The sequence below is a fragment of the Kitasatospora sp. NPDC056446 genome (assembly GCF_042796115.1).
Classification (GTDB): domain Bacteria; phylum Actinomycetota; class Actinomycetes; order Streptomycetales; family Streptomycetaceae; genus Kitasatospora.
Genome location: NZ_JBHTRF010000022.1, coordinates 92260 through 117108 on the forward strand (window position 1 = coordinate 92260; position 24849 = coordinate 117108).

23 protein-coding genes and 1 riboswitch are annotated in these 24849 nt (G+C 74.9%); of the genes, 13 read left to right on the forward strand and 10 right to left on the reverse strand.

Annotation, left to right across the window (positions count from 1 at the left end):
• Positions 1–75: 75 nt before the first annotated feature.
• Genes ACFQ6N_RS16520 through ACFQ6N_RS16530 form a run of 3 tightly spaced genes read right to left on the reverse strand, consistent with a single transcriptional unit; the run spans position 76 to position 2707 of the window.
• Entirely contained in the window at positions 76–1347 is a 1272-nt protein-coding gene (locus ACFQ6N_RS16520) for a bifunctional 3,4-dihydroxy-2-butanone-4-phosphate synthase/GTP cyclohydrolase II (RefSeq protein ID WP_380649691.1), read from the reverse strand.
• Positions 1344–1991: a nicotinamide riboside transporter PnuC gene (locus ACFQ6N_RS16525; RefSeq protein ID WP_380649692.1), complete on the reverse strand. Its 648-nt coding sequence runs from the start codon at positions 1989–1991 to the stop codon at positions 1344–1346. The genes ACFQ6N_RS16520 and ACFQ6N_RS16525 overlap by 4 nt, the downstream gene beginning before the upstream one ends.
• Positions 1988–2707: a riboflavin synthase gene (locus tag ACFQ6N_RS16530; protein ID WP_380649693.1), complete on the reverse strand. Its 720-nt coding sequence runs from the start codon at positions 2705–2707 to the stop codon at positions 1988–1990. The genes ACFQ6N_RS16525 and ACFQ6N_RS16530 overlap by 4 nt, the downstream gene beginning before the upstream one ends.
• A gap of 218 nt (positions 2708–2925) precedes the next feature.
• A riboswitch (FMN riboswitch) is annotated at positions 2926–3053 on the reverse strand.
• 283 nt (positions 3054–3336) lie between these two features.
• On the opposite strand from ACFQ6N_RS16530, the gene ACFQ6N_RS16535 reads away from it, so the two are divergent.
• Positions 3337–3585 carry an SCO4226 family nickel-binding protein gene (locus ACFQ6N_RS16535; protein WP_380649694.1) on the forward strand — a complete coding sequence of 83 codons (249 nt, stop codon included), beginning with the start codon at positions 3337–3339 and terminating at the stop codon, positions 3583–3585.
• An 80-nt stretch (positions 3586–3665) separates the two neighbouring features.
• On the opposite strand, the gene ACFQ6N_RS16540 is transcribed toward ACFQ6N_RS16535, so the two are convergent.
• Positions 3666–3980, reverse strand: a complete 315-nt coding sequence (locus ACFQ6N_RS16540) for an antibiotic biosynthesis monooxygenase family protein (protein ID WP_380649696.1) — start codon at positions 3978–3980, stop codon at positions 3666–3668.
• A 179-nt stretch (positions 3981–4159) separates the two neighbouring features.
• Here ACFQ6N_RS16540 and ACFQ6N_RS16545 point away from each other — a divergent pair, with 179 nt between their 5' ends.
• Positions 4160–4855 carry an MSMEG_1061 family FMN-dependent PPOX-type flavoprotein gene (locus ACFQ6N_RS16545; protein WP_380649698.1) on the forward strand — a complete coding sequence of 232 codons (696 nt, stop codon included), beginning with the start codon at positions 4160–4162 and terminating at the stop codon, positions 4853–4855.
• A gap of 162 nt (positions 4856–5017) precedes the next feature.
• On the opposite strand, the gene ACFQ6N_RS16550 is transcribed toward ACFQ6N_RS16545, so the two are convergent.
• Positions 5018–5206 carry a YegP family protein gene (locus ACFQ6N_RS16550; RefSeq protein ID WP_380649699.1) on the reverse strand — a complete coding sequence of 63 codons (189 nt, stop codon included), beginning with the start codon at positions 5204–5206 and terminating at the stop codon, positions 5018–5020.
• A 183-nt stretch (positions 5207–5389) separates the two neighbouring features.
• Here ACFQ6N_RS16550 and ACFQ6N_RS16555 point away from each other — a divergent pair, with 183 nt between their 5' ends.
• The 6 genes from ACFQ6N_RS16555 (at position 5390) to ACFQ6N_RS16580 (ending at position 13828) form a co-directional block, all read left to right on the forward strand.
• On the forward strand, positions 5390–5803 hold the full coding sequence (locus tag ACFQ6N_RS16555) for an HIT family protein (RefSeq protein WP_380649700.1): 414 nt from the start codon (positions 5390–5392) through the stop codon (positions 5801–5803).
• A gap of 158 nt (positions 5804–5961) precedes the next feature.
• Positions 5962–7026, forward strand: coding sequence for a serine hydrolase domain-containing protein (locus tag ACFQ6N_RS16560; RefSeq protein WP_380649701.1), 1065 nt, complete (start codon positions 5962–5964; stop codon positions 7024–7026).
• Between the two features lie 268 nt (positions 7027–7294).
• The gene (locus tag ACFQ6N_RS16565; protein ID WP_380649702.1) at positions 7295–8110 is read left to right on the forward strand and encodes a hypothetical protein; all 816 of its coding nucleotides are present in this window, start codon (positions 7295–7297) and stop codon (positions 8108–8110) included.
• A gap of 85 nt (positions 8111–8195) precedes the next feature.
• Positions 8196–9407: an alpha/beta hydrolase family protein gene (locus ACFQ6N_RS16570; RefSeq protein ID WP_380649703.1), complete on the forward strand. Its 1212-nt coding sequence runs from the start codon at positions 8196–8198 to the stop codon at positions 9405–9407.
• A gap of 174 nt (positions 9408–9581) precedes the next feature.
• Positions 9582–10064 carry an Imm21 family immunity protein gene (locus ACFQ6N_RS16575; RefSeq protein ID WP_380649704.1) on the forward strand — a complete coding sequence of 161 codons (483 nt, stop codon included), beginning with the start codon at positions 9582–9584 and terminating at the stop codon, positions 10062–10064.
• A gap of 80 nt (positions 10065–10144) precedes the next feature.
• Positions 10145–13828 carry a SpoIIE family protein phosphatase gene (locus ACFQ6N_RS16580; protein ID WP_380649705.1) on the forward strand — a complete coding sequence of 1228 codons (3684 nt, stop codon included), beginning with the start codon at positions 10145–10147 and terminating at the stop codon, positions 13826–13828.
• A 9-nt stretch (positions 13829–13837) separates the two neighbouring features.
• Here the strand turns inward: ACFQ6N_RS16580 and ACFQ6N_RS16585 are convergent, their stop codons facing one another.
• From ACFQ6N_RS16585 to ACFQ6N_RS16595, 3 genes are all read right to left on the reverse strand, one after another.
• Positions 13838–14905, reverse strand: a complete 1068-nt coding sequence (locus tag ACFQ6N_RS16585; RefSeq protein ID WP_380649706.1) for an S-adenosylmethionine:tRNA ribosyltransferase-isomerase — start codon at positions 14903–14905, stop codon at positions 13838–13840.
• Entirely contained in the window at positions 14902–15741 is an 840-nt protein-coding gene (locus tag ACFQ6N_RS16590) for an SDR family oxidoreductase (RefSeq protein ID WP_380649707.1), read from the reverse strand. Before ACFQ6N_RS16590 ends, ACFQ6N_RS16585 begins: the two co-directional genes overlap by 4 nt.
• Positions 15742–15812: 71 nt before the next feature.
• Positions 15813–16817 carry a pseudouridine synthase gene (locus ACFQ6N_RS16595; protein ID WP_380649708.1) on the reverse strand — a complete coding sequence of 335 codons (1005 nt, stop codon included), beginning with the start codon at positions 16815–16817 and terminating at the stop codon, positions 15813–15815.
• 173 nt (positions 16818–16990) lie between these two features.
• On the opposite strand from ACFQ6N_RS16595, the gene ACFQ6N_RS16600 reads away from it, so the two are divergent.
• From ACFQ6N_RS16600 to ACFQ6N_RS16610, 3 genes are all read left to right on the forward strand, one after another.
• Positions 16991–18079 (forward strand): PP2C family protein-serine/threonine phosphatase, encoded by a 1089-nt coding sequence (locus ACFQ6N_RS16600; RefSeq protein WP_380649709.1) that lies wholly within the window; start codon positions 16991–16993, stop codon positions 18077–18079.
• Between the two features lie 140 nt (positions 18080–18219).
• Positions 18220–18609, forward strand: coding sequence for a DUF3224 domain-containing protein (locus tag ACFQ6N_RS16605; protein WP_380649710.1), 390 nt, complete (start codon positions 18220–18222; stop codon positions 18607–18609).
• Positions 18610–18732: 123 nt separating this feature from the next.
• The gene (locus tag ACFQ6N_RS16610; RefSeq protein WP_380649711.1) at positions 18733–19677 is read left to right on the forward strand and encodes a DUF5995 family protein; all 945 of its coding nucleotides are present in this window, start codon (positions 18733–18735) and stop codon (positions 19675–19677) included.
• Here the strand turns inward: ACFQ6N_RS16610 and ACFQ6N_RS16615 are convergent.
• Entirely contained in the window at positions 19638–21077 is a 1440-nt protein-coding gene (locus ACFQ6N_RS16615; protein WP_380649713.1) for a GuaB1 family IMP dehydrogenase-related protein, read from the reverse strand. The two genes, ACFQ6N_RS16610 and ACFQ6N_RS16615, sit on opposite strands and share 40 nt — an antisense overlap.
• Positions 21078–21375: 298 nt before the next feature.
• On the opposite strand from ACFQ6N_RS16615, the gene ACFQ6N_RS16620 reads away from it, so the two are divergent.
• Both ACFQ6N_RS16620 and ACFQ6N_RS16625 read left to right on the forward strand, forming a co-directional pair.
• Positions 21376–22878 (forward strand): SDR family NAD(P)-dependent oxidoreductase, encoded by a 1503-nt coding sequence (locus tag ACFQ6N_RS16620; RefSeq protein WP_380649722.1) that lies wholly within the window; start codon positions 21376–21378, stop codon positions 22876–22878.
• A 34-nt stretch (positions 22879–22912) separates the two neighbouring features.
• Complete coding sequence (locus tag ACFQ6N_RS16625) at positions 22913–23428, forward strand: NUDIX hydrolase (RefSeq protein ID WP_380649714.1); 516 nt, start codon at positions 22913–22915, stop codon at positions 23426–23428.
• Positions 23429–23492: 64 nt separating this feature from the next.
• Here ACFQ6N_RS16625 and ACFQ6N_RS16630 read toward each other — a convergent pair whose 3' ends face one another.
• Entirely contained in the window at positions 23493–24710 is a 1218-nt protein-coding gene (locus ACFQ6N_RS16630; protein WP_380649715.1) for an ABC transporter permease, read from the reverse strand.
• Between the last annotated feature and the right edge of the window lie 139 nt (positions 24711–24849).

Sequence of the window (24849 nt, forward strand, 5' to 3'; positions counted from 1 at the left end):
CTCTGTCCGTTCGTCGTGGTCGGGTCGGGTGGATCGGTGGTCGACCGGGTGGGTGAGGGGTGTCGGCAGGGCGCGTCAGGAACCGAGGCCGGGCAGGTCATGGCCCATCCGGTCGCGCTTGGTGCGCAGGTAGCGCAGGTTGTGCTCACCGGGCGCGATCTCGACGGCCTCGCGCCCCTTCACCTTGAGGCCGTGCTCGGTGAGCGCGGTCAGCTTCAGCGGGTTGTTGGTGAGCAGGGTGAGCGAGCGGACGCCGAGGTCCACCAGCATCTGCGCGGCGATGCTGTAGTCGCGGGCGTCGGCGGGCAGGCCGAGCTCCAGGTTGGCGTCGACGGTGTCGCGCCCCTGCTCCTGCAGCGCGTACGCACGCAGCTTGTGGGCCAGGCCGATCCCCCGGCCCTCGTGCCCGCGCAGGTAGAGCACCACGCCCCGGCCGGTCTCGGCGACCCGCCGCAGCGAGGCCTCCAGCTGCGGGCCGCAGTCGCAGCGCAGCGAGCCGAGGACGTCGCCGGTCAGGCACTCGGAGTGGACCCGCACCAGGACGTCCTCGCCGTCCGGCAGCCGCCCGTCGGCCCCCAGGCCGCCGGCCACCAGCGCGATGTGCTCGACGCCGTCGATGGTGCCCCGGTACCCGACGGCGGTGAACTCGCCGTGCACGGTGGGCAGGGCGGTGGCGGCGGCCCGGTCGACGTGCAGCTCGGTGCGGCGGCGGTAGGCGATCAGGTCCTCGATGGAGATGATCGCGAGGCCGTGCTCGCGGGCGAACGCGACCAGCTCGGGCAGCCGGGCCATGGTGCCGTCGTCGTTGACCACCTCGGCGATCGCGCCGGCCGGCGCCAGCCCGGCCAGCCGGGCCAGGTCGACGGCGGCCTCGGTGTGACCGGGGCGGACCAGCACGCCGCCCTCGACGGCGCGCAGCGGGAAGACGTGCCCGGGGCGGGTGAGGTCGCCGGGCTCGGTGCCGGCGGAGGAGAGCAGCCGGACGGTGCGGGCGCGGTCGGCGGCGGAGATCCCGGTGTCGACCCCCTCCCGGGCGTCCACCGAGACGGTGTACGCGGTGCCCTTGCGGTCCTCGTTGACCTGCGTCATCGGCGGGAGCTTGAGGCGGTCCAGCTCCTCGCCGGTCATCGGGGCGCAGATCACGCCGGAGCTGTAGCGGATGGTGAAGGCCATCAGCTCGGGGGTGGCGGCAGAGGCGGCGAAGACGATGTCGCCCTCGTTCTCGCGGTCCTCGTCGTCGACCACGATCACCGCGCGGCCGAGCGCGATGTCGGCGATCGCCCGCTCGACCGGGTCGAGGACGAGCTCGACCCCGGTGCTGCCCTTGTCGGACTGGTTCTCGGTCATGCCGTGGCTCCCTGCGGGACGGTGGCGGACGTGGTGCGCGGCTCACGGGTGCTCAGCCACCAGGAACGCAGGCCGAGCAGCACCAGGACGAAGTAGACGGAGTAGGTGAGGCCCGAGAAGGTGTAGCCGCTGTTGAAGGCGAACGGGACGCCGACCGCGTCGACCGCGATCCAGGCGAACCAGAACTCCACCCAGCCGCGCGCCTGGGCCACCATCGCGGCCAGCGTGCCGACGAAGATGTAGGCGTCCGACCAGGGGCTCCAGGACAGGCTGGGGAAGGACGTGAAGAGCAGGGCGAGCGCCACCGTGCCCGCGGCCGTGCCGGCCGCCAGCGCGAGCCGCTCGGGCCAGCTCGCGAACCGGACGGCGATCGAGCCGCTGTCCTGCCGGCCCCGGCGCCAACGGTCCCAGCCCCAGGCTGCGGTGGCGATCACGATCAGCTGCTTGCCGATCAGGCCGGGGACGTGGCCGCCGAGGTAGGCGGTGATCAGCACCGCGCCGGACAGCAGCTGGACCGGCCAGCTCCAGACCGAGCGGCGCCAGCCGAGGGCGAGGCCGGCGAAACCGAGCAGGTTGCCGAACATGTCGGCCCACTTCACGTGTTCGCCGAGGACGGTGAACGCTTCTCCGCTGAGCCAGCTCACTGGGACTCCCCCGGGGTTTCGGCGGCCGGCAGACCCGCGAGGTCCGAGAGGCCGGGCAGGTTCGGCAGGTTCGGCAGGTTCGGCAGGGTGCGGGACTCCAGGAGGCGCTCGACGTACTTGGCGAGCACGTCCACCTCCAGGTTGACGCTCTCGCCCTCGGTCTTGCCGCCGAGCGTGGTCAGCGCGAGCGTGGCCGGGATGAGGCTGACGGTGAAGCTGTCCCGGGCGGCCTCCACCACGGTGAGGCTGACCCCGTCGACCGTGATCGAGCCCTTCTCCACCAGGTAGCGGGAGATGGTGGCGGGCAGCGAGAACCGCAGCACCTCCCAGCGCAGGTTGCCGTCCGCGTCGCGCTCGCCGGGCTCGCGGCTCAACAGCCGCCCGGTGGCGTCGACATGGCCCTGGACGAGGTGGCCGCCGAGCCGGGCGCCGAGCGCCATGGCGCGCTCCAGGTTGACCCGGGAGCCGGGCTTCAACTCGCCCAGGCTGGAACGGTGCAGCGTCTCGGCCATCACATCGGCGCTGAACTCGCCGGTGCCCGCGGCCAGTTCGTCCGGGCTGTCGACAACGGTCAGGCAGACGCCGTTGACCGCGATGGAGTCGCCGTGACCCGCGTCCGCACAGACCACCGGGCCGCGCAGGCGGATACGCGAGGAGTCGCCGATCTCCTCGATCGACACGACCTCGCCGAGCTCTTCGATGATGCCGGTGAACACCCGGGTTCTCCTCGCGCTTGGGGCGCGGACTCCGGGGCGGCATGGGAGATGACACGGACGGGCAACGGCGCACGAGCCGACGGCACCACCCGTCGCCGGGGTTGCCGAGGCCGCCGGGAGATCGCTCGCCCGGCCCGGGAGACACTGCTCTCCCGGCGCTCACCTGACCGCGGTCCGGTCCGGTAGTGATGGACCACGGGTACTGCTCTTCGTCCGCCCGCGCACGCCTCCCATCCGGACTTTAACCGTCGGTCCAGGAATTTCACCTGGTCAACCGGCCGCTGGCTGCGGACGGGTCGCGGACTGTAACCGCCGGTTCGGATTTTCACCGACCCCGGAGTGCGCTGAACGTCACTGCTGTTGCCGTCATTCTGCCACGGTCGACGCAAGGGCAGGGAGTGGCTTTCGCTGTGGCCTGTTTCACGGACTTGCGGGGAATGCGCGGCGGGGTGCTACGCGCCCGCCGCGAGTTGTCCGGCTTGTCCTGTTTGTCGGCTCCGCCTGGTCCGGGCGGCCGGTGCGGCCGACGCTTCGCCCGCCGCAACCGGCCTGGTGGCGCGGGCGGTCGGCGGGGGCGAGGCTGGAGAAGGGGCCCTGCCGATGACACCGAGGCTACGGAGGCGAGGGCGATGGCGAAGTTCATGGACGTCCATCACGGGATGGCCGGGATCACGGCCGAGCAGCTCAGGCAGGCCCACGCGGCCGACCTGGCGGTCCAGGGCGAGGAGGGCGTCCAGTTCGAACAGGCGTGGGCGGACCCGGATTCGGGAACGGTGTACTGCCTCTCCGACGCGCCGTCCAAGGAGGCCGTGCAGCGGGTCCACAGCCGCAGCGGGCACCCGGCGGACGAGATCCACCCGGTGCCGTTGACCGTGTGAGGCGGGGCGCCCGGGGACGAAGGGGTCGGGGCGCCCGGGGACGACGGGTCCGGGGCGCCCGGGGCGTGAGGCGGGGGCGCTCAGAGCACGGCGGGGGCGTTGATCTGCAGGAAGTGGGTGACCTCCGGAGGGTGGGCGAGGTAGCGCAGCTCGCCCTCCGACCAGACCGGCCGGATCCGCCACATCGGCCCGGCGTAACCGCGCAGGGCCGCCTCGTCGCGCCAGCGGCTCACCACCAGCACCCGGTGCCCGTCCTCCGACACCGAGCGCAGCAGCTCACCGCCGAGGCACCCGTCCGTCCGCCCCAGCTCCGGGATCACCTGGGCGGCCAGGTGGGCGCAGAACTCCTCGATCCGACCGGCCAGCACCTGCCCGGCCCAGATTCTGACGATCACGACCACCACCTCCGGCTGTCGGGGACCATGGCCCCATTATCAGCGGAAAACCGCTGGTGGCGAGGGTGCCGGCACGGGCACGGGCAGGGATACGGGCAGGGGTACGGGCACAGGTACGGGCACGGGTACGGAACGTGCGGGCCCCTGGCGCGTCGAGGGGTGTCGGCTAGATTCCGGACATGACCACCACACCCGAAGCTGTCGTTCCGTCAAGCACCGGTCCGAACCGGCCGAGCAGCCTCTTCGACGCGCTCAGCGCGGGAGCCCTGACCGATCCCGCCCAGCTGCGCGAGGTCTACGAGCAGCCCAGCGACCACGCGAGGCGCAAGCAGGTCGACCGTCTGCACGAGGTCGCGCGGAGCCTGATCGCCTGCTCCCCGCTGGTCCTCGTCGGCAGCTCCGACGCCGCCGGGCACTGCGACGTCTCCCCGCGCGGCGGGCCGGCCGGGCTGGTCTCGGTGCTCGACGAGTACACCCTGGCCATACCGGACGCCACCGGCAACAAGCGGTTGGACACCCTGCACAACATCCTGGAGACCGGCCGGGTCGGGCTGCTCTTCGTCGTCCCCGGCCGGGACACCACGCTGCGGGTGAACGGACGGGCCTGCGTCTCCACCGACCCGGAGCTGCTGGGGCAGCTGACCGCCGTCGGCAAGCCGCCGCGCAGCGCGATCGTGGTCGCGGTCGAGGAGGTGTACGCGCACTGCCCGAAGGCGTTCCTGCGCAGCTCGGCGTGGAAGCCGGAGAACTGGCTCGCCAAGGACGCCCAGCCGAGTTCGGCGGAGGTCACGCTCTCGCACCTGCGGGACGACTCGCTGACCATCGAGGCGATCGAACAGACCGAGCGGGAGGCGCTGCTGTACCGGTACGAGTGAGGCCGGGTGGCGCTGCCCGCCCGGAGTTGGCCGGCGGGTTTCGGGCGGCTCGGGCGGTTCGGGCGGCTCGGGCGGCTCGGGAAGCCTGGCGGCTTGGGCGGTTCGGGCCGGGGCGCCCGGCCGGCGGCGGTGACTGCCCCCCGCCCGCCGGGCCCCGTGCGCTCAGGCGGCCTTGGGGACGTCCACCACGGCCGCGCCGTCGGCGGCCCGCTGGACGGCCTCGACGCCCTTGTGGGCGGCGTCCTTGCTGGCGTAGCCCTGGCCGGTGGCGACGATCTCGCCGTTGCCCGCCTTGAGCCGGAACCGGTACTTGCCACCGGAGTCCTGGTAGACCTCGAACTTGCCCGACATCCGGGCCACCTCCTCGTGGGGCGCATCCTCGTGGGCGCGGGACGCGCCGCTGATCGGGCCCCGTGCAGCACCGTGCGCCCGGTGACCGGTCGGGCGCACCCCGTCGGCGGCCGGTCGGGTGACGCCGGGCGCACCGGGGTTTGCCGGGGTGCCGGAGCGGCCTCCGGTGGCTTGAATGGACGGATGGACTGCGTCTTCTGTGCGGTGGTGGCGGGCGAGGAGCCCGCGCACCGGGTGCTGGACGACGAGGCGGCGGTGGCCTTCCTGGACCGCCGGCCGCTGTTCCCCGGGCACGTCCTGGTCGTGCCGCGCGCCCACCACCGGACGCTGGCGGACCTGCCGACGGCCGAGGTGGGGCCGTTCTTCCTCCGGGTGCAGCGGGTGGCGGCGGCCGTCGAGCACGGGCTCGGCGCCGCCGGGACCTTCGTGGCGGCGAACAACCGGATCAGCCAGTCGGTGCCGCACCTGCACGTCCACGTGGTGCCGCGCAATCCCAAGGACGGGCTCCGCGGGTTCTTCTGGCCGCGCGGGACGTACCCGGACGAGGCACGGGCGGCGGAGGTCGCGGCCCGGCTGCGGGCGGCGCTGGCGGGCTGAGCCGGTCGTTCGCCGAGCCGGTGCCATGCCATGCCATGCCATGCCGGGCCATACCGTGCCGGGCGCGGCCGGACGTACTCCCGGAGGGGCATCAGGGGCGGCCGAAATCGTTTCCCGGGCGGATGATCCGGCTGGTCGGGGCACTTAGGGTCGCTGGCATGAACGAACTCGCGCGCGTCGTGCAACAGTCGGCCGACCGGCTCGCGGGCCGGCACGTCGGCGCGGTGGTCGCCGGGCTGGCCGGCGGCGACACGGAGATCCGCGGTGTGGGGCGCACGGGGCCGGGCGGCGGTGAGCCCGGGCCGGACACGCTGTTCGAAATCGGCTCCGTGACCAAGGTGTTCACCTCGCTGGTGCTCGCCCGGCTGGTGCTCGACGGCTCGGTGCGGCTCGACGAGCCGCTGGCCGAGGTGCTCGCCGGGGCGCGGGGCGGCACCGCCGTCGTCCCGGCCAGGGGCCGCGAGCCGATCACCCTGCGGCACCTGGCCACCCACACCGCCGGGCTGCCCCGGCTCCCCCGGGGCCTGTTCACCAGGGCGCTGCTGATACCCAACGACCCCGACCCGTACGCCCGTTGCAGCGCCGAGTACGTGCTGGGCGGGCTCGCCCGGACGCGGCTGCGGGCCGCGCCCGGCCGCAGCTTCCGCTACTCCAACCTCGGCGCCGGGCTGCTCGGCCTGGCCCTCGCGCACCGGGCCGGCGCCGGGTACGAGGAGGTGGTGGCGCGTGAGGTCTGCGAGCCGCTGGGCCTGGCGGACACCTGCGTACGGTCGGGCGCCGAGCAGTCCGGGCGGCTCGCGCACGGGCACACGGCGGGCGGCCGACCGGTGCCGTACTGGGACCTGGCGGCCCTGCCGGGCATGGGCGCGCTCCGGTCGACGGCCGCCGACCTGGCGATCCTCCTGCGGGCCCAACTGGCCGCCGACCGCGAGCCGGACGCGCCGCTGGCGCCCGCGATCACGCTCACCCGGGAGACCCGGCACCGGGTCAACCCGTTCGCCTGGACGCACCTGGGCTGGCTCGGCCACCGGCTGCACACCCAGCAGGGCGGGCACCTGCAGATCTGGCACAACGGCGGCACGGGCGGCTTCCGCTCGTTCGTGGCCTTCGATCCGGAGAAGCGGGTGGGGGTGGTGGTGCTGGCCAACACCCGACGGTCGGCCGATCCGGTCGGGACGGCGCTGCTGCGCACGCTGCAGAAGGACTTCGCGACGGCGGGGTGAGGCGGGGCCGGGGCGGAGTGGGGGCGGAGTGGGGGTGAGGCGGGGGCCGGGGCCGGGTGAGGCGTTCCCGCAGGCAGGAGTCGGGGCACCGCCCCCTGCCGATCTGCACCCCCGGTCTCGGCGGGCTCCGGGCGGGGCGCGATGATGGCCGGGTCGTATCAGGCCAAAAGGTGCCGATTGGCACTGTTGCCGGGTGCAACTGACGGTCGATGCTGGGGATTCGGCAGACGCGGTTCCGCAACGGGCCGCCGAGTGAAAGGGGGCCGACGTGGCGGTGGTGTGGTCGCCGACGCGGGTGCAGCCGGTGCAGCCGGTACGACCGGCCGCGCCGGCCGGGTCGGCCGGTCCTGACGGTCCCGCCGACCGGCTCGGGCCGGTGGTGCGGGTGTACCGGCGGTTCCGGCCGGTGCCCTGGCGGGCGCGGGCCGGGGTGGACGCCTGCACGGCGGTCGTCGCGGTGTCGGTCTGCCTGGCGCTCGGCGAGTGGTGGCCCGCACCCGTGCTGGGGGCCGTCGCGGTGGTGCTGGCGAGCGGGTTCGGCTGGCTGCGGCCGGTGCCCGGGCTGCGGTCCGTCCGGGTCCACGAGGGCGGGCTGGCCCTGGTCGCGGCGGACGGCACCGAGCGCCCGCTGCCGTGGAGCGCGGTGGAGGCCACCGAGTACTGCCCCGGCGGGCCGCGCGGGGAGTACGAGCAGGGGCGAATATGGCCGGTCGGCGCGGACGAGCCGGTGGTGCTGGCGCAGCTGCGCGGGACGGGCGGCCTGGGCGGGCTGTTCCGGGAGCTGGAGGAGCGCCTCTCCCCCGGCCTCCGGGCCGCGCTGCACGAGACGCTGCGCACCGAGGGCAGCGTCCGGTTCGCGCGCGGGCGGCTGACGGTGACGGCCGGCGGGCTGCTGCACCGGCCGCCGCACCCGCTCGCGGCGAAGGAGGCCTACCGGTGGGCGGAGGTGGAGTCGGCCCGGATGTCCGAGCTGGGAGAGCTGGAGATCCGGACGCACCGGGCCGGCCTGCCGCTCACCCTCCCGGTGCCCAACGCGCTCGCGGCGGCGGGCTTCCTGGAGGAGCTGCGGGCCGCGGCCCCCTAGGGGACGCGACGGGGCCTTCCCGGAGGGGATCAGTACGCCGCTGAGCGGACGTCAACTCCGTTGCCCGCGGCCTACGGTCTTCGGCATGAGCCGACTCCGCACCACCGCTGCCGCGGCAGCCCTGCTGCTCGCGCTGCCGTTGTCCCTCGCCGCCGCCGTACCGGCCCTGGCCGCACCTGTGCCCGCGCCCGCGCTGACCGGTGCCACCGCACCCGGCACCACCCCGTCGACGGCCCCGTCGACCACTCCGGCCGCCGCCCGGATCGAACTGCCGCGTCCGACCGGGCCGTACGCGGTCGGGCAGGAGGTCCTGCACCTGGTGGACCGGAACCGGCCCGACCCGTGGGTGCCCTCCGCCGGTCCCCGCCAGTTGATGGTCTCGATGTACTACCCCGCGCACGCCGGAACGGGCAGCCCGGCCCCGTACATGACCGACGGGGCGGCCCGGGCCCTGCTGGACACCAAGCTGCCGGGCAACACCGTCCCGACCGAAGCGGTGGCCGGTGCCCGGACCTGGGCGGAGTCCGGCGCGCGCCCGCAGGGCGGCCACTACCCGCTCGTGGTGCTGTCGCCCGGCTTCACCATGCCCCGCACCTCGCTCACCGCCCTCGCCGAGGACCTGACCAGCCGCGGGTACGTGGTCGCGCTGGTCGACCACACCTACGAGAACACCGGGACGACCTTCCCCGACGGGCAGACGCTGCCCTGCGTGATGTGCGGCCGCCCCAAGGACTGGCAGTACGTGGACGAGAGCCGGGCGAAGGACGTGTCCTTCGTCCTCGACCAGCTGACCGACCGGCCGCACCCGGCCTGGCGCTACGCCCGGATGATCGACCGCCACCGCATCGGCATGGCCGGGCACTCGGCCGGCGGCGCGGCCACCGTCCCGGCCCTGCTCACCGACGACCGGATCCTGGCCGGGGCGGACCTGGACGGCAGCATGGACGTCCTGGTGCCCGAGTCCGGGATCGGCGGCAAGCCCTACCTGATGATGGGCCACCCGTTGGAGGGCGGCGCCGAGGACACCAGCTGGGTCAACAGCTGGCCCAACCTCGACGGCTGGAAGCGTTGGCTGACCCTCGACGGTTCCAACCACGGCAGCTTCACCGACTTCCCGCTGTTCATGGAGAAGCTGGGCCTCCCGCAGGACCCGGGCACCACCCTGTCCGGCCTGCGGGGCATCGAGCTCACCCGCCGGTACGTCGGCGCGTTCTTCGACCTCCAGCTGAAGGGGATCCCGCAGCCCGTGCTGGACGGTCCGACCGCCGCCGACCCGGAGGTGCGGTTCCACTCCTGACCGGCGGCGCGTGAGCGGGGGCGCCGGGCCCGACGGCGGTCGCCGGCGCCCCCGGTCCCACCACCGGCGCCCCAACCGGCTGCCCCCCGGCTCCGACCGCCTCCCACCGGCTGCCCCCGGCTCCGACCGGCTCCCACCGGCTCCCACCGGCTCTGACGTGCGAGGATTCCCTCCATGATGACCGTGGAGCAGGGCTGGCTGGACGGGACCGACTCGGGGCGGTTCGTGCTGTGCCCCGAGGGGGCCGTGGCGGGGTGGACCGGCGAGGGCGCACTGGAGGCCGCCGAGGCGTACGCGGCCGGGTACGCGGTCCCCGGGCACGGGGACGTGCTGGTGCTGGGCGGGGAACCGCTGCTGGTCGGGTGGCTGGCCGAGGAGCGGGTGTTCGTCCGGCCGCTCCACTTCGACTGCTCCGAGGACGTCCGGCCGCCGGTGCGCGAGGCGCTGCGGTCCGGGGTGTGGGAGGACGGGCCGGTACTGGACCTCATCGCCGGCCGGTACCTGCTCACGGACGTGTGCTACGACGGCGAGGCCATCGTCGAGCGCGGCGAGTACCTGACCGTCGAGCTCCCGCCCGGCCGGTACCTGGTCCAGTCGCTGGTGACCGGACCCGGCCCGCGGGCGGACTTCCTCCTGGAGCGCCTGCTGCCACGGTGAGCGGCCTCCCAGGGCCGCGTGCGAAGATGGCAGGGCTGGTGGGAACGATCTCCGGACGCCTCTGGGACGGTTCTCTGGCCATGGTGAACGACGATGCGCAGCACCCGGCGGAACCGCCGCAGGACGCCCTGCTGATGGTGCCGATCGCCACCGCGCTGATCGCGGCCGACGGACGGATCCTGCACTGGAGCAGCGACGCCGAGGCACTGCTCGGTCACCGTGCGGAGGACGCCGTCGGGGCGAAGGCAGCCCGGCTGCTGACCTCCGACGAGGACCGGCCCGAGGTGATCCAGCTGTTCCGGCAGATCCTGGCGGGCCGGGCCTGGACCGGTGTGTTCCCGGTGCGCCACCGCGACGGGCACCTGGTGAACCTGGAGTTCCGCACCCACCCGATCCGGGGCCCCGGCGGGGAGCCGCTGGTGCTGGCCGTCGCCTCCGAGGTGACCACGCTGCGCCGGATCCAGGCGGACCTGGCGGTCCTCGACGGGTTCTTCACCCAGTCCCCGGTCGGCATGGCGGTGTTCGACACCGAGCTGCGCTACGTCCGGCTGAACGAGGCCCTGGCCCGGACCAACGGCCTGGCCGCCGACCGGCACCTGGGCCACCGGCTCACCGAGGTGCTGCCCGGGATCAACGGCGCCGAGTCCGAGGCGGTGATGCGCCGGGTACTGGAGAGCGGCGAACCGGTGCTGGACACCCGCGCGCACGGCCGCACCCCGGGCGACCCGCACCACGACCGGGCCTGGTCCGCCTCCTACTTCCGGCTTGAGGACCGCAGCGGCCACGTCCTCGGCGTGAGCGCCACGGTCATCGACATCACCGAACGCTTCCGGGCCGACGCCCGGGCCGCGCGGGCCCAGGAGCGGCTGGCCCTGCTGGTCGACGCGACCGCGTCCATCGGCACCACGCTGGACCTGCGGCAGACCGCCCGGGAGCTGGCGGACGCGATGGTCCCCAGGGTCGCCGACATCAGCGGGGTGTTCGCGCTGGAGGCGCTGGTGGCCGGCCGCAACGTCGAGCCGCCCGCCCCGGGCTCCCCGCAGCTGGTGCGACGCCTGGCGCTGGCCACCGCCGACCCGCTGTACCCGGCCGAGGCGCTGCCGATGGACGCCGTCTACGAGCTGCCGCCGGACTCGCCGTACGCCCGCGCGCTGAGCGCCGGGCGGACGGTGGTGGTGCCGTCCTGGGAGCTGCCGATGCTGAGCGAGGGCATCAACGAGAGCCGCCGCCAGGCCTACCTCGGCGACCGGCCGCGCTCGGTGCGGATCACCCCGCTGGTGGCGCGCGGCACCACGCTCGGGATGGTGGTGTACTCCCGGCGCGGGGAGCGCGAGTCCTTCGCGGAGGCCGACATCACGCTCGGCGACGAGCTGTCCTCGCGGGCCGCCGTCGCGATCGACAACGCCCGGCTGTACCTGCGCCAGCACCAGACCGTGCTCGCCCGCCAGCAGGCGCTGCGCGAGGCGAAGGCCGCGCAGGAGCGCCTGGCGCTGGTCAACGTGGCCTCCACCCGGATCGGCACCACGCTCGATCTCGCCCAGACCGCCCAGGAGTTGGCCGAGGTGGCGACGCCCAGGCTGGCCGACACGGTGGTGGTCGAGGTGCTGGAGGACCTGGTCCGCGGCGAGCGCGAGGCCCGCGCACCGGCCGACGGTTCGGCGCTGCTGCGGCGGATGGCCTTCCACTCGGTGCACGGCTCGACGCTGGCGCCGATCGCCCGCACCGGCAACCTGCACCGCTTCCGGCCCGGTTCGCCGTACGCGTGGAGCCTGGCCCACCGCAAGCCGGTGCTGGTGCCGCGGATGGACGAGCAGGGCATGGCCTGGTTCGCCGAGGACCCGGTGCGCACCGCCGCCGTCCGGGAGCAGAACGTGCGCTCGTTCATGGTGGTCCCGCTGATCGCGCGCGGCACCCCGGTCGGTGTCGCCGGCTTCTACCGCACCCTGGTCGAGCGGCCGTACGAGGACGACGACCTGGCGCTGGCCGGGGAGTTGGCGGTGCGGGCCGCCGTCTCCATCGACAACGCGCTGCTGTTCACCCGCGAGCGCGACGCGGCCGCCGCCCGGCAGCGGGCACTGGACGAGGCCTGGGCCGCCCAGCAGCGGCTGTCGCTGCTCAACGAGGCCAGCAACCGGATCGGCACCACGCTCGATCTGCACCGCACCGCGCAGGAGTTGGTGGAGGTGGTGATCCCCCGTTTCGCCGACTTCGTCACCGTGGACCTGCGCGAGGCGGTGCTCAGCGGCGAGGAGCCGGGGCCCGTGCCCGCGGAGGGGCGGGTGCTGATGCGGGCGGTGGCGGTCGGCGAGACGGCCCCGGACGGCAGCATGACGGGGGCCGCCGACCAGGTCGGCGAGACCTCGCAGTCCGCCCGGCTGTACGCGCAGAGCCTGCGCACCCGGCGCTCGATCCTGGTCTCCGAGGTGACCGAGGAGGACCTGCGCCGGATCGTCGCCTCCCCCGACCGGGTGCAGCCGGGGCTGGCGGCCGGGGTGCACTCCTACCTGATGGTGCCGCTGGTGGCGCGCGGACAGGTGCTGGGCGGCGCGGAGTTCGTCCGCACCCGCAACCCGGTGCCGTTCGGCCCGGCGGACCGCTCGCTGGCCGAGGAACTGGCCGCCCGCACCGCCCTCGCGATCGACAACGGGCGGCTCTACCGCCGTGAGCGGGACACCGCGCTCACCCTGCAGCGCAGCCTGCTGCCGCAGGAGGTGCACCGCACCCTGGGCCTGGAGATCGCCTACCGCTACCTGCCCAGCAGCGTGGTCAGCGAGGTCGGCGGCGACTGGTTCGACGTCGTCCCGCTGTCCTCCGGGCGGGTCGCCCTGATCGTCGGGGACGTGATGGGCCACGGCATCCGGGCCGCCGCGACCATGGGCCAACTCCGTACCGCCGCAAGGACGCTGATCACCCTGGAGCTGGATCCGGCGCGGGTCCTGTACCGGCTGGACGAGGCCACCACGACCGTCGGCGAGGGCCAGTTCGCCACCTGCGTCTGCGTGGTGTACGACCCCGTCGACCGGCACTGCACCGCCGCCAGCGCCGGCCACCTGCCACCCGTCGTCGCGGACACCCAGGGGCGGGCCCACCTGGTCGAGCTGCCGACCGGCATACCGCTCGGCGTCGGCGGAGTCCCCTTCGAGAGCGCGGAGTTCACCCTCCCCGAGGAGGGCATCCTGACGCTCTACACCGACGGCCTGGTCGAGCGCCGGGGCCATGACCTGGACGAGGGGCTGGAGTTGCTCCGCCGCACGGTCGCCGACCGGGCCCAGTCCCTGGAACAGACCTGCGACGCCGTCCTGGCCCGGCTCACCGGCCGCACCAGCGAGGACGACATCGCCGTCATCATGGCGCAGGTCCGCCCGCGGGGCGCCGACCGGATCGCCACCCTGCCGCTCACCGGCGACCGCGCGATGGTCGCGCACTCGCGCCGCTTCACCCGCGAGACCCTGGAGGCCTGGGGGCTCGGCGCGCTCGCCGACTGGGCCGAACTGCTCACCAGCGAGCTGATCACCAACGCCCTGGTGCACGCCGGATCCCCCACCCAGCTACGGCTGTTCTGCAACCGGGTGCTCACCGTCGAGGTCGCCGACCAGGAGGACGAGGCCCCCCGGATCCGCCGGGCCCGCGCCGAGGACGAGGGCGGGCGCGGCATCCACCTGGTCAACGAACTCGCGCACCGCTGGGGCAGTCGCCGGACCGGCGACGGCAAGGTGGTCTGGTTCGAGCTGGAGCTCCCCCCGGGCGCCGCACCGGCGGCCTGAACGCCCCGCTCAGTCCGGGAGGAGGAGGTTGACGTCGCCGAACTCGTGCCACAGGTAGCGGTGCCGGACGGCGGCCTGGTAGCAGGCGGCGAGCAGGGGCCGGCCGGCCACGGCGGCGAGCATCAGGAGGTGGGAGGCCCGGGGCTCGTGCCAACCGGTGAGCAGTCCGTCGACGGCGCGCACGCCGCGCTCGGGGGTGACCACCAGCTCCGTCCAGCCGTCGGCCTCCCGGAGGGTGCCGTCCGGCGCGGCGGCCGACTCCAGGGCGCGGACCACGGTGGTGCCGACGGCGATCACCCGGCCGCCGTCGGCCCGGACGTGGCCGGCCAGCCGGGCGGTGGCGGCGGGGACGCGGAAGCGCTCCGCGTACGGGGCCTCGTGCGCCTCCGGCGAGGCCACCCCGGTGTGCAGGGTGATCGGCGCGACCAGCACGCCCCGGCCGGCCAGCCGGGCCACCACCTCCGCGCTGAACGGGCGGGCCGCGCTGGGCATCTCACTGCTGCCGGGGACGGTCGCGAAGACCGTCTGATAGGCCTCGATCGGCCACTCGCGGTCCACGTAGCCGTACCGGATCGCCCGGCCGTACCGCGCCAGGTACGCCAACAGCTCCGAGGGCAGGGCGAGTTCGGCGTACCAGAGGCGGGCGGTGAAGGCGGCGGTGAGCACCGCCGCGCCGCCCGCCGGCAGCTCGACCCGCAGTCCCGCGCGGGCCGGGGTGCGGTCCGGCGGGTAGTACGCCGCCGCCTCCCCCGGCACCATCCGGCGCAGCTCGACCAGGTGGGCGCCGTGCCGGTCCGGCTGCGCGGAGGACAGGTGCAGCGCGACGGGCGTGCCGTCGGGCAGCCGGCCGGACAGGGCGGCGGGGAGGGTGGCCGAGTTGTTGACCACCAGCAGGTCGCCCGGGCGCAGCACCTCGGGCAGGTCGGTGAAGCGGCGGTGCTCGACACCGCCGCCGGCCCGTCGGCCGACCAGCATCCGGACGCCGTCCCGGGCCGTGCCGCGCGTCTCCGCCGGTGCGCGGGCGGAGAGTTCGGGCGGAACGGCGAGGTCGAGGCCGAGCTCGGCGAGGGCGGTCACCGCCCACCCCCGGGCACGGTCGGGACTGCCGGGCCGCCGACGGTCAGCTCCTCGGCGGTCAGCTCCCCGACGGTCAGGCCTTCGGCGGCCGGAGCCCCGGCGGCCAGGTCCTCGGCCCGGTAGCGGCCGGACGGGGTGCGGTCGCGGAGCAGGCCGAGCAGGAGCGGCGCCACCTCCTCGGGCAGCGACTCCCCGGACAGGTCCTCCCCCGGCTCGGCCTCCTGGAGCATGGTGGTGCGCATGCTGCCCGGGTCGACCGCCCAGACCCGCAACTCCGGTTCCTCCCGGGCCAGTACGGCGGTGGCGTGGTCCAGCGCGGCCTTGCTGGCGCCGTAACCGCCCCAGCCCGCGTAGGGCACCACGGCCGCGTCGGAGCTGATGTTGAGGACGGCGCCCGCGTGCCCGCGCAGCTGGGGCAGGACCAGCTGGGTGAGGGCGATCGGGGCGAGGGCGTTGACCTCGAAGGTCTCCAGCAGGTCCGGCAGCGGGAAGTCGGCCAGCCGGGGCAGCGGCTCGGACCCGGACGCCGGGGCGCCGTTGAGCGTACCGGCGTTGTTGACCAGCAGGCTCACGCCGCCGAGGCGCTCGGCGGCCTCGGCCAGATGGGCGCGGTGGTCGTCGTCGACGACGGTGCCGGGCAGGGCGACGACCTCGGTGACGGCGGCCAGGTCGGCCTCGGCGGCGGCGAGGGCGGCGGCGCCCCGGGCGGTGATCACCAGCCGCCAGCCGTCGGCGGCGAGGGCGTGCGCGAGGGCCAGGCCCAGGCCCCGGGAGGCGCCGGTGACCAGGGCGACGGGGGCGGCGTGCGGTGCTGTGGTTCGCTGTGCTGCGTTCATGCTGCAACGATCCCGCCGCCGGGCGGGCGGCGGATCGGCCACCGGAACCGGGACCGGGTCGGACGTTGGGCTTAGACCGCCGGACCGACCCGGGCGGACTCGGTGCCCGGGCCAGTGCCCGGACCGCCGTCCGGGCCGGCGGCCCAGGCCTGCGGGTCGGTCCAGGCGGTCAGGGTGCGGCGGGTCTCGAAGCGGCGTTCGCGGCCGGTCAGCGGATCGGTGAACTCGACCACGGAGGCCAGCAGTTGCAGCGGGCCGCGGAAGTCGTCCGGGGCCGGCTCGGGCAGCACCACCGGGTACACCGGGTCACCGAGGATCGGCAGTCCGAGGCCGCTCATGTGCAGCCGCAGCTGGTGGGTGCGTCCGGTGAGCGGGCGCAGCCGGTAGCGGCCGAGCCCGTCCCGGTGCTCCAGCAGGTCGATCCGGCTCTCACTGTTCGGCGGCGCCTCGATCTCCTGCGCGGCGATCACCCCGCGCTCCTTGACGATGTGGCTGCGCACGGTGCGCGGCAGGCTCAGCCCGGGGTCGTACCGGGCGACCGCCTGGTACTCCTTGCGGACCAGGCGGTCGTGGAACAGCCCCTGGTAGGCGCCGCGGTCCTCGGGGCGCACGACGAACATGGCCAGGCCGGCGGTGAGCCGGTCCAGGCGGTGGGCGGGGCTGAGCGCGGGCAGGTCGAGGACGTGCCGCAGCCGGGAGAGCGCCGTCTCGGTGACGTGCCTGCCGCGTGGGGTGGTGGCCAGGAAGTGCGGCTTGTCCACGACCACCAGGTGCTCGTCCCGGTGCAGCACGACCAGCTCGAACGGGACCGGCACCTCGTCCGGCAGGTCGCGGTAGAACCAGAGGTGCGCGCCGGGGCGGAACGGTTCGTCCGGGGCGATCGGGCCGTGCTCGCCGACGATCTCGCCGTCGCCCAGCGCCGCGTCGATCCGCGCGGCGGCGACGGCGGGCAGCCGGTCGACCAGGTGCTCCCGCACCGTCGGCCAGGGGCCTTCGAGCGGCAGCCGGAGGTGTACCGGGTCCACGCCGCGGCGCTGCGGGAGGGGGGAGGCCGGGCGGCGGCTCTTGCGTCTCATCTCCCGGCCCAGCGTAGTGCGCGCCCCCGTCGGGCCTTCGGCCGAGGTGCCGGGCCCGGGCAGGGCGGGGAGAGTGGTCCGGAGGCCCTCGCTCCGCCGGGGGCCTCCGACCATCTGTCGGACCCCGACCGATCGGACCCCGTCGGGCCCTCCGACGGACCACTGGAGGACGCGTGACCGCCGACGGCCCGGACGGGGTGCCGCCGCTGCACCTGCCCCGGCGGACCCGGACGCTGCTGTACGGCGCGCTCCTGCTGCTGGTCGCCGCCGTGGTGGCCGCCCTGGCACTCGGCCCGGGGACCACCCTGGCGCCGCTGCTCGCGGTGGCCCCGGTCCTGGCCGGGGCGACCACCCGGCGGGCCCGGGTGCCGCTGCTGGTCGGCGCGGTGGCGCTGCTCACCGTCGGACTGCTGGAGTCGGCGAACGCGCAGCTGCCGCTGTCCGTGCGGATCAGCGTGCCGGTCACCGTCCTGGCCTCGACCCTGGCCAGCGCCGCCAGCGTCGTCCTGGTGGCGGCCCGCGAGCGGGAGCTGTTCCAGGTGCGGACGGTGGCCGAGGCGGCGCAGCGGGCCCTGCTGCGGCCGCCGCCCGAGCGGATCGGGCCGCTGCGGGTGGCGGTGCGCTACGTCGCGGCGGCGGCCGAGGCCCGGATCGGCGGGGACCTGTACGCCGTGGTCGAGACCCGGTTCGGGGTGCGGATCCTGCTCGGGGACGTCCAGGGGCACGGGCTCCCGGCGGTGGAGACGGCGGCGGACGTCCTCGGGGTGTTCCGGGAGGCGGCCCGGACCGAGCCCGATCCCGGGCGGCTCGCGGAACGGCTGGACGCGGCGCTCACCGCCCGGACGGACGCGGACCGGTTCGCCACCGCGCTGCTGCTCGACGTGCCGGCGGACCGGGGGCCGGTGCGGGTGGTGAACTGCGGCCACCCGCCCCCGCTGCTGCGCCGGGCGGGCCGGGTGAGCGAGTTGGAGCCCCCGTTCGCGGCCCCGCCGCTGGGGCTGCTCGGGCTGACCGGCGGCGGGTACCCGGCCCGGTGCTTCGACCCGGAGCCGGGCGACCTGCTGCTCCTGCACACCGACGGCGTGTCGGAGGCCCGGGACGCCGCGGGGGAGTTCTACCCGCTGGCGAAGCGGCTGCCCGGGCTGCACGGCGGGAGCCCGGCGGACCTGCTGGACGCGGTGCTGGCGGACGTCTGCGGCTGGGTCGGGAACACGGGGCTGGCGGACGACGCGGCGGTGCTGGCGCTGCGCTGGGAGCCGTGACGGGGCGGCCCGCCCCGTCACCGGGCCGGCCCCGGCCCCGATGTCAGTGCCGTGTGCAAGGCTCGGTGCACGGTCGGCGGGGAGTCTGCCGCCGGAGGACGGTCGTCGACCGACGGGTCGACCGGCGAGGGGACGGTGCCATGGGGTTCAAGGCCGAAGGGTCGTTCGAGGTGACGGCGTTCGAGCCGGTGGAGACGGAGCAGCGGGAGGGTGCGGCCTTCGGGCGGATCCACCTGGCGAAGACCTTCACGGGCGGGCTCACCGGGACGAGCGAGGTGCGGATGCTCTCCGTCGGGGGCCCGTCCGGCGCCCCGGCGTCGTACGTCGCGGTGGAGCACGTGACGGGTGAGCTGGACGGTCGCGCGGGCTCGTTCGTGCTCCAGCACGCGGCCTGGGACACCACCGGCACGACGATACGCGTGGTGCCGGGCACGGGGGCGGGCGGGCTGGCCGGGATCACCGGGGAGTTCCGCCTGAGCGTCGACGGGTCCGGCGCCCACACCTTCGTCCTGGAGTACGAGCTGGGCTGACGGCCGGCTTCCGCCGGGGCCGGGTGCCCGTCACCTCGACGGCCGTGTGCCGCGCAGGCCGAGCGCTCGGCGGCGCTGTCACGATGATGCGATCAGTGCATGATCGACATCGGAGGGTGGCGCATGTCCGGCACAACGGTGGGTCGTCCGCGGGTCACGGTCGAGGATGCGGCCACGGTGGAGGAGGTGGCCGGCCGGCTGCGGGAGATCGGGGCGGGGCTGCCGCCGGCCGACGGGGTGGCGGTCTTCAACCGGCTCTACCTCGATGTGACGGAGGCCGTCCGCGACCGGCTCGGCAGCGGGTACTTCGCCGATCCCCCGGCGATGGCCGAGCTGGACGCGGTGTTCGCCGGGCGGTACCTGCGGGCCGTGGCCACCGACACCGCCGGGCAGGAGCCGCCCGCCTGCTGGCGGCCGCTGTTCGCGCTGCGCGCCCACCCGGGCGTGCACCCGCTCCAGTTCGCCCTGGCCGGGATGAACGCCCACATCCAGCACGACCTGCCGCTGGCCGTCGTGGACACCTGCTGCCGCCGGGGCTGCGAGCCGGCCGGGATGGAGGAGGACTACCACCGGATCAACGGGCTGCTGGCCGAGGTGGAGGCGGCCGTCCGGGAGCGGCTGATGCCCGGGCCCGACCTGCTGGAGCGCGTGGAGCCGCTCACCCACCTGCTCGGCACCTGGTCGGTCGAGGCCGCCCGCGAGGGGGCCTGGGCCGCGGTCGGCGCGCTCTGGGAGCTTCGGCACCTGCCGGGTGCGGCCCGGGCCTTCACCGCCGCACTGGGCGGCTCGGTCGGGCTGCTCGGCCGCGCCCTGCTGCTCCCGCTCGGACCGTCCGGACCGTCCGGACCGTCCGGACCGCTCGGGCCGCGCGGCGCCACCCACCCGGCAGCGGCCCCCGGCACCGAGACGGCCCACGCCCCGGCAGCGGCCACCGGCACCACACCGGCCCCCGGAACGGCACCGGCCGGCCGGCTCCCCGAGGCGAGGAACCGGCCGGCCGGCGGGTCCGCCGGAGCGGACGCGAGTGATCAGGCCCAGCTGGAGTGCAGCGGCTTGCCCTCGGCGTAGCCGGCCGCACTCTGGATGCCCACGATCGCCTTCTCGTGGAACTCCTCCAGGCTGGCGGCGCCCGCGTAGGTGCAGGAGCTGCGCACGCCGGCGATGACCGAGTCGATCAGGTCCTCGACGCCCGGACGGGCCGGGTCGAGGAACATCCGGGAGTGCGAGATGCCCTCCTCGAACAGCGCCTTGCGGGCCCGGTCGTACGAGGAGTCCTGGGCGGTGCGGTTGCTCACCGCGCGCGCCGAGGCCATGCCGAAGCTCTCCTTGTACTGGCGGCCGTCGGCGGCGGTCTGGAGGTCGCCCGGGGACTCGTAGGTCCCGGCGAACCAGGAGCCGATCATCACGTTGGAGGCGCCGGCGGCCAGCGCCATGGCGACGTCGCGCGGGTGCCGCACGCCGCCGTCGGCCCACACGTGCTTGCCGAGCCGGCGCGCCTCGGCGGCGCACTCCAGCACGGCGGAGAACTGCGGCCGGCCGACGCCGGTCATCATCCGGGTGGTGCACATGGCGCCCGGGCCGACACCGACCTTGAGGATGTCGGCGCCCGCCTCGACCAGGTCGCGGACACCGACGGCGGAGACCACGTTGCCGGCCACGATCGGGACCTGCGGGTCCAGGCCGCGGACGGCGCGCAGCGCGCTGATCATGGACTCCTGGTGGCCGTGGGCGGTGTCCACCACCAGCACGTCGGCGCCGGCCTCGATCAGGGCCTTGGCCTTGCCCGCGACGTCGCCGTTGATGCCGACGGTGGCGGCGATCCGCAGCTTGCCGGCGGCGTCCACGGCCGGGGTGTACAGGGTGGCGCGCAGCGCGCCCTTGCGGGTGAGGATGCCGACCAGGCGGCCCTCGCCGTCCACGACCGGGGCGAGCTTGCGGTGCGCCTCGGTGAGCTTGTCGAAGGCGGCGCGCGGCTCGATGCCCTCGTCCAGCAGCAGCAGGTCGCGGGACATGACGTCGGCGACGCTGGTGAAGCGGTCCACGCCCTGGCAGTCGGACTCGCTGACCACGCCGACCGGCCGGCCGTCCTCGACGACCACGAGGGCGCCGTGCGCGCGCTTGGGCAGCAGGGAGATCGCCTCGGCGACGGTGGCGCCGGGGGCCAGGGTGATCGGGGTGTCGAAGACCAGGTGGCGCTGCTTGACCCAGGCGATGACCTCGGCGATGACCTCGGTCGGGATGTCCTGCGGGATGGCGACCAGGCCGCCGCGGCGGGCGACGGTCTCGGCCATCCGGCGGCCGGAGATCGCGGTCATGTTGGCCACGACCAGCGGGATGGTGGTGCCGGTGCCGTCGTTCGAGGAGAGGTCCACGCCCTGCCGGGAGCCCACGGCGGAACGGCTGGGGACCATGAAGACGTCGTCGTACGTCAAGTCGTACGAGGGCTTGAGGTCGTTCAGGAAGCGCATGAAGGGGGCTCTCTGGCTGGGAGAAATTACACCTCGGGTGCGGGTGCGGCGATGCCGCCGGGGCGCACTCGGGCGCCCTGCACCCAGCATTCGATTCTCCGTGAGGACGGAGGCAAAAGCCAGTTCGAACGCGATTGCTGGGTCTGTCCACAAACCGTGATCAATGCTCCGCGCGTAGACATGGAGGATCATCCAAAGACCGGCTCCGACGTCGGCTTTTCGCCGAGGCCGGGGCCGCTCCCGTAGCATTCACGCGGTAATGGGCGAGGCGATCGGGAAAGCGGCACCAGGCGTGGGCATCGGGCAGACGGACATCGAGCAGGACCGGACCGAGGGCACCGAGGAGGAGATCGACTACGGTCCCGGCCTCGACCCCGAGCGGTTGCGGCTCTGCCTCGAGGTGATCGCCGAACTGGACGAGCTGCATGTCGACCACCCGGACGCGATCAGCGTCCGCCAGGCCGTGGGCGGCATATTCCGCACCCTCAAGCAGCGCCGCCGCCAGGAGACCCGGGCCCGCAAGACCGCCAACGACCGCGCGGTCACCGCCCGCACCGCCACCGGCGCCCCCACCAGGATCGACGACGAGACGGCCGGCGCCTTCGGCCTGACCACCGTCACCACCACCGAGATCGCCGGCATCCTGGAGCGGCCCCGCTCCTGCTACACCTGCAAGGGCCGGTACGTCGAGGTCGACGCCTTCTACCACAACCTCTGCCAGTCCTGCGCGGCCCTGAACCGGTCCCGCCGCGACGCCCGGGCCGACCTCACCGGCAAGCGCGCGCTGCTCACCGGCGGCCGGGCCAAGATCGGGATGTACATCGCGCTGATGCTGCTGCGCGACGGCGCCCACACCACCATCACCACCCGCTTCCCCAACGACGCGATCCGCCGCTTCACCGCGATGCCGGACAGCGCCGAGTGGATCCACCGCCTCAAGGTCATCGGCATCGACCTGCGCGACCCCGCGCAGGTGATGGCCCTCGCCGACGAGGTCGCCGCCGACGGCCCGCTGGACATCCTGATCAACAACGCCGCGCAGACCGTGCGCCGCCCGCCGGAGTCCTACCGCGAGCTGCTCAACGCCGAGTCCGCCCCGCTGCCGGCCGGCGAGCTGCCGCAGTCCACCACGATCGGCCGCTTCGGCAGCGGCAGCGTCGACCTGCCCGCGCTCCCCCACCAGGCGGGCGGCGAGGAGCAGCGGCTGGCCGCCGAGGACGTCACCTCGCTCGCCCTGGTCACCGGCTCCGCCACCCCGGCCCGGATCGCGGCCGGCACGGCGATCGACGCCGGCGGCCTGGTGCCCGACCTCGCGCCCACCAACAGCTGGGTGCAGACGGTCAGCGAGGTCGGCCCGGTCGAGCTGCTGGAGGTCCAGCTCTGCAACTCCACCGCGCCGTTCATCCTGATCAGCCGGCTGCGCCCGGCGATGGCCGCCTCGGCGTCGCGCCGCAAGTACGTGGTCAACGTCTCCGCGATGGAGGGCGTGTTCCAGCGCGGCTACAAGGGCGCCGGCCACCCGCACACCAACATGGCCAAGGCCGCGCTCAACATGCTCACCCGCACCAGCGCGCAGGAGATGTTCGAGTCCGACGGCATCCTGATGACCGCGGTCGACACCGGCTGGATCACCGACGAGCGGCCGCACCCGGACAAGATGCGCCTCGCCGACGAGGGCTTCCACGCCCCGCTCGACCTGGTCGACGGCGCGGCCCGGGTGTACGACCCGATCGTGCGCGGCGAGCAGGGCGAGGACCTGTACGGCGTCTTCATGAAGGACTACGAGCGCTCCAACTGGTAGGCCTGACAGCCAACGGTTCGAAGGGGACGACGAGTTGACCACCGCACCGCAGGGCGGCACCGCCGCACCGCCGCTCGGCGGCACCACGCCGCAGGGCGGGACCACCGCACCGCTGCTCGGCGCCGGGGTCATCGTCCCCACCGGGGACGGCCGGGTGCTGGTCGGCCGCCGCACCACGGCCGGCGAGCCGCCCACCTGGAGCCTGCCGGGCGGCAAGGTCGACGCGGGCGAGTCCTTCGAGCAGACCGCGGCCCGCGAACTCGCCGAGGAGACCGGCATCGTGCTCCCCGCCGAGGGGATGCGGGTGCTCGCCGTGCACCTCGACCACGAGCTCGGCCGGCCCCGGCTGACCGCCGCCGTCCTCGCGCCGGCCAGCCTGGCCGAGGCGCTGGTCACCGAGCCGCACGCCTGCGGCGGCTGGGAGCGCTTCGCGGTGGACGCGCTGCCGGAGCCGATGTTCTACCCGTCCGCGCTGGTGCTGGGCAGCTGGCTGCCGGGACTGGCCGACGTACGGCGGGCCGGGACGCACGGCTACCCCGTCACCCGCTGAGGGCGGGCGACGGGGGCACCCGGGGCACCCGGGCGACGTGGCACCCGGGCACCGGGCGCCGGGGTCAGCCGTTGCGGACCGCCTCCGGCCCGGTGATCCGCTTCAGCAGCGGCAGCGTCGAGGCGATGATCGCGAGCGACGCGGCCAGGCCGAAGCCGGTCAGCCCGTAGTACGCGGGGCCCGGGGACACCAGGTCGTACCGCATCTGGGACTTGAGGAACAGCTCGGCCGCCGCGAAGCCGGTCCCGATCGCGAGCGCCGACACGGCCAGCAGCGGCAGCGCGCTCTCCAGCCCCAGGACCCGTTGCAGCAGCCGCAGCGGCGCCCCGGCCAGCCGCAGCATCGCGAACGGGCGGCGGCGGTCGGAGAGTCCGGCCACCACGCTCACCGCGAGGCTGCAGCCGGCGATCGGCAGGGTGGTCAGCAGCACGGCGTCGGCGAGCCTGCGCCAGCCCTGGAGCTTCTTCTGCCCCTCGGAGCTCCAGTCCTCGGCCATCCTGGCCAGGTACGACGGGAACTCGACGGTGAAGAGGGTCCGCAGCTGCTCCTTGGCCGCCGGGGAGTCGTCGGTGGTCGCGTAGACGATGGCCACCGGGAGGCCGGCGACCTCCTCGGCGGTGACCGGCGCCGACGGCCACTCCTTGTCCGGGTGCGCCTGGAGGTCGAGGACGTCGTTCCGGTCGACGGCCGCGACGACGGCCCCGGGGGCGCAGTGGCCGACGACGGGGATCTGCGCCAGCTCCGAGCAGCGCACCAGGACGGGCACGATCCGTTCCCGGCCGTACCGGGACGCGCCGATCCCTGCCGGGTTGTCGTGCAGCAGTGCCATCCCCTCGAAGCCGGGGACGGCCCGGGCCCGCGCCACCACCCCGTCGGGCACCGCGGGGAGCAGCGCCGACTGCTCCGGGCCGAGCAGCGAGGTGGCCACGACCGCCTTGCGGACCTCGGGAGCGCCGTTGAGCGCGTCCCGGTTCGCGTTGATGGTGCTCATGATGCTCAGCGTCGCGGTGGTCACGAACAGGGCCAGCACCAGGCCGGCGACCGAGCGGAAGCCGGCCCGCGGGTCGTCCCCCAGCCGGCGCATCGCGATCAGCGCGGCCGGGCGGCTGGTCCACCGGGCCACCGTCCGGGCGGCCGCCATGGTGAGCCACGGCCCGGCGACCACCAGGCCGAGCATCACCAGGACGAAGCCGGTCAGGTAGGCCGCCGACTGCGCGTCGGTGGTCGCCGGGTGGTAGGCCGCGAAGTAGCCGAGCTCGCCGAGGCCGGCCACCAGCGGCACCAGCCGCCAGGGGCCGGGCGGTTTCGGGGGGGGCCGGGGGGTGTCCCCGCGGCGCCCCCGTGGGGCACACCCCGCGGGGGGGCGGTCGGCCCGGGGGCCCCCACCGCGCTGGCTGCTGGTAGCCCCTGGGTGGACACGG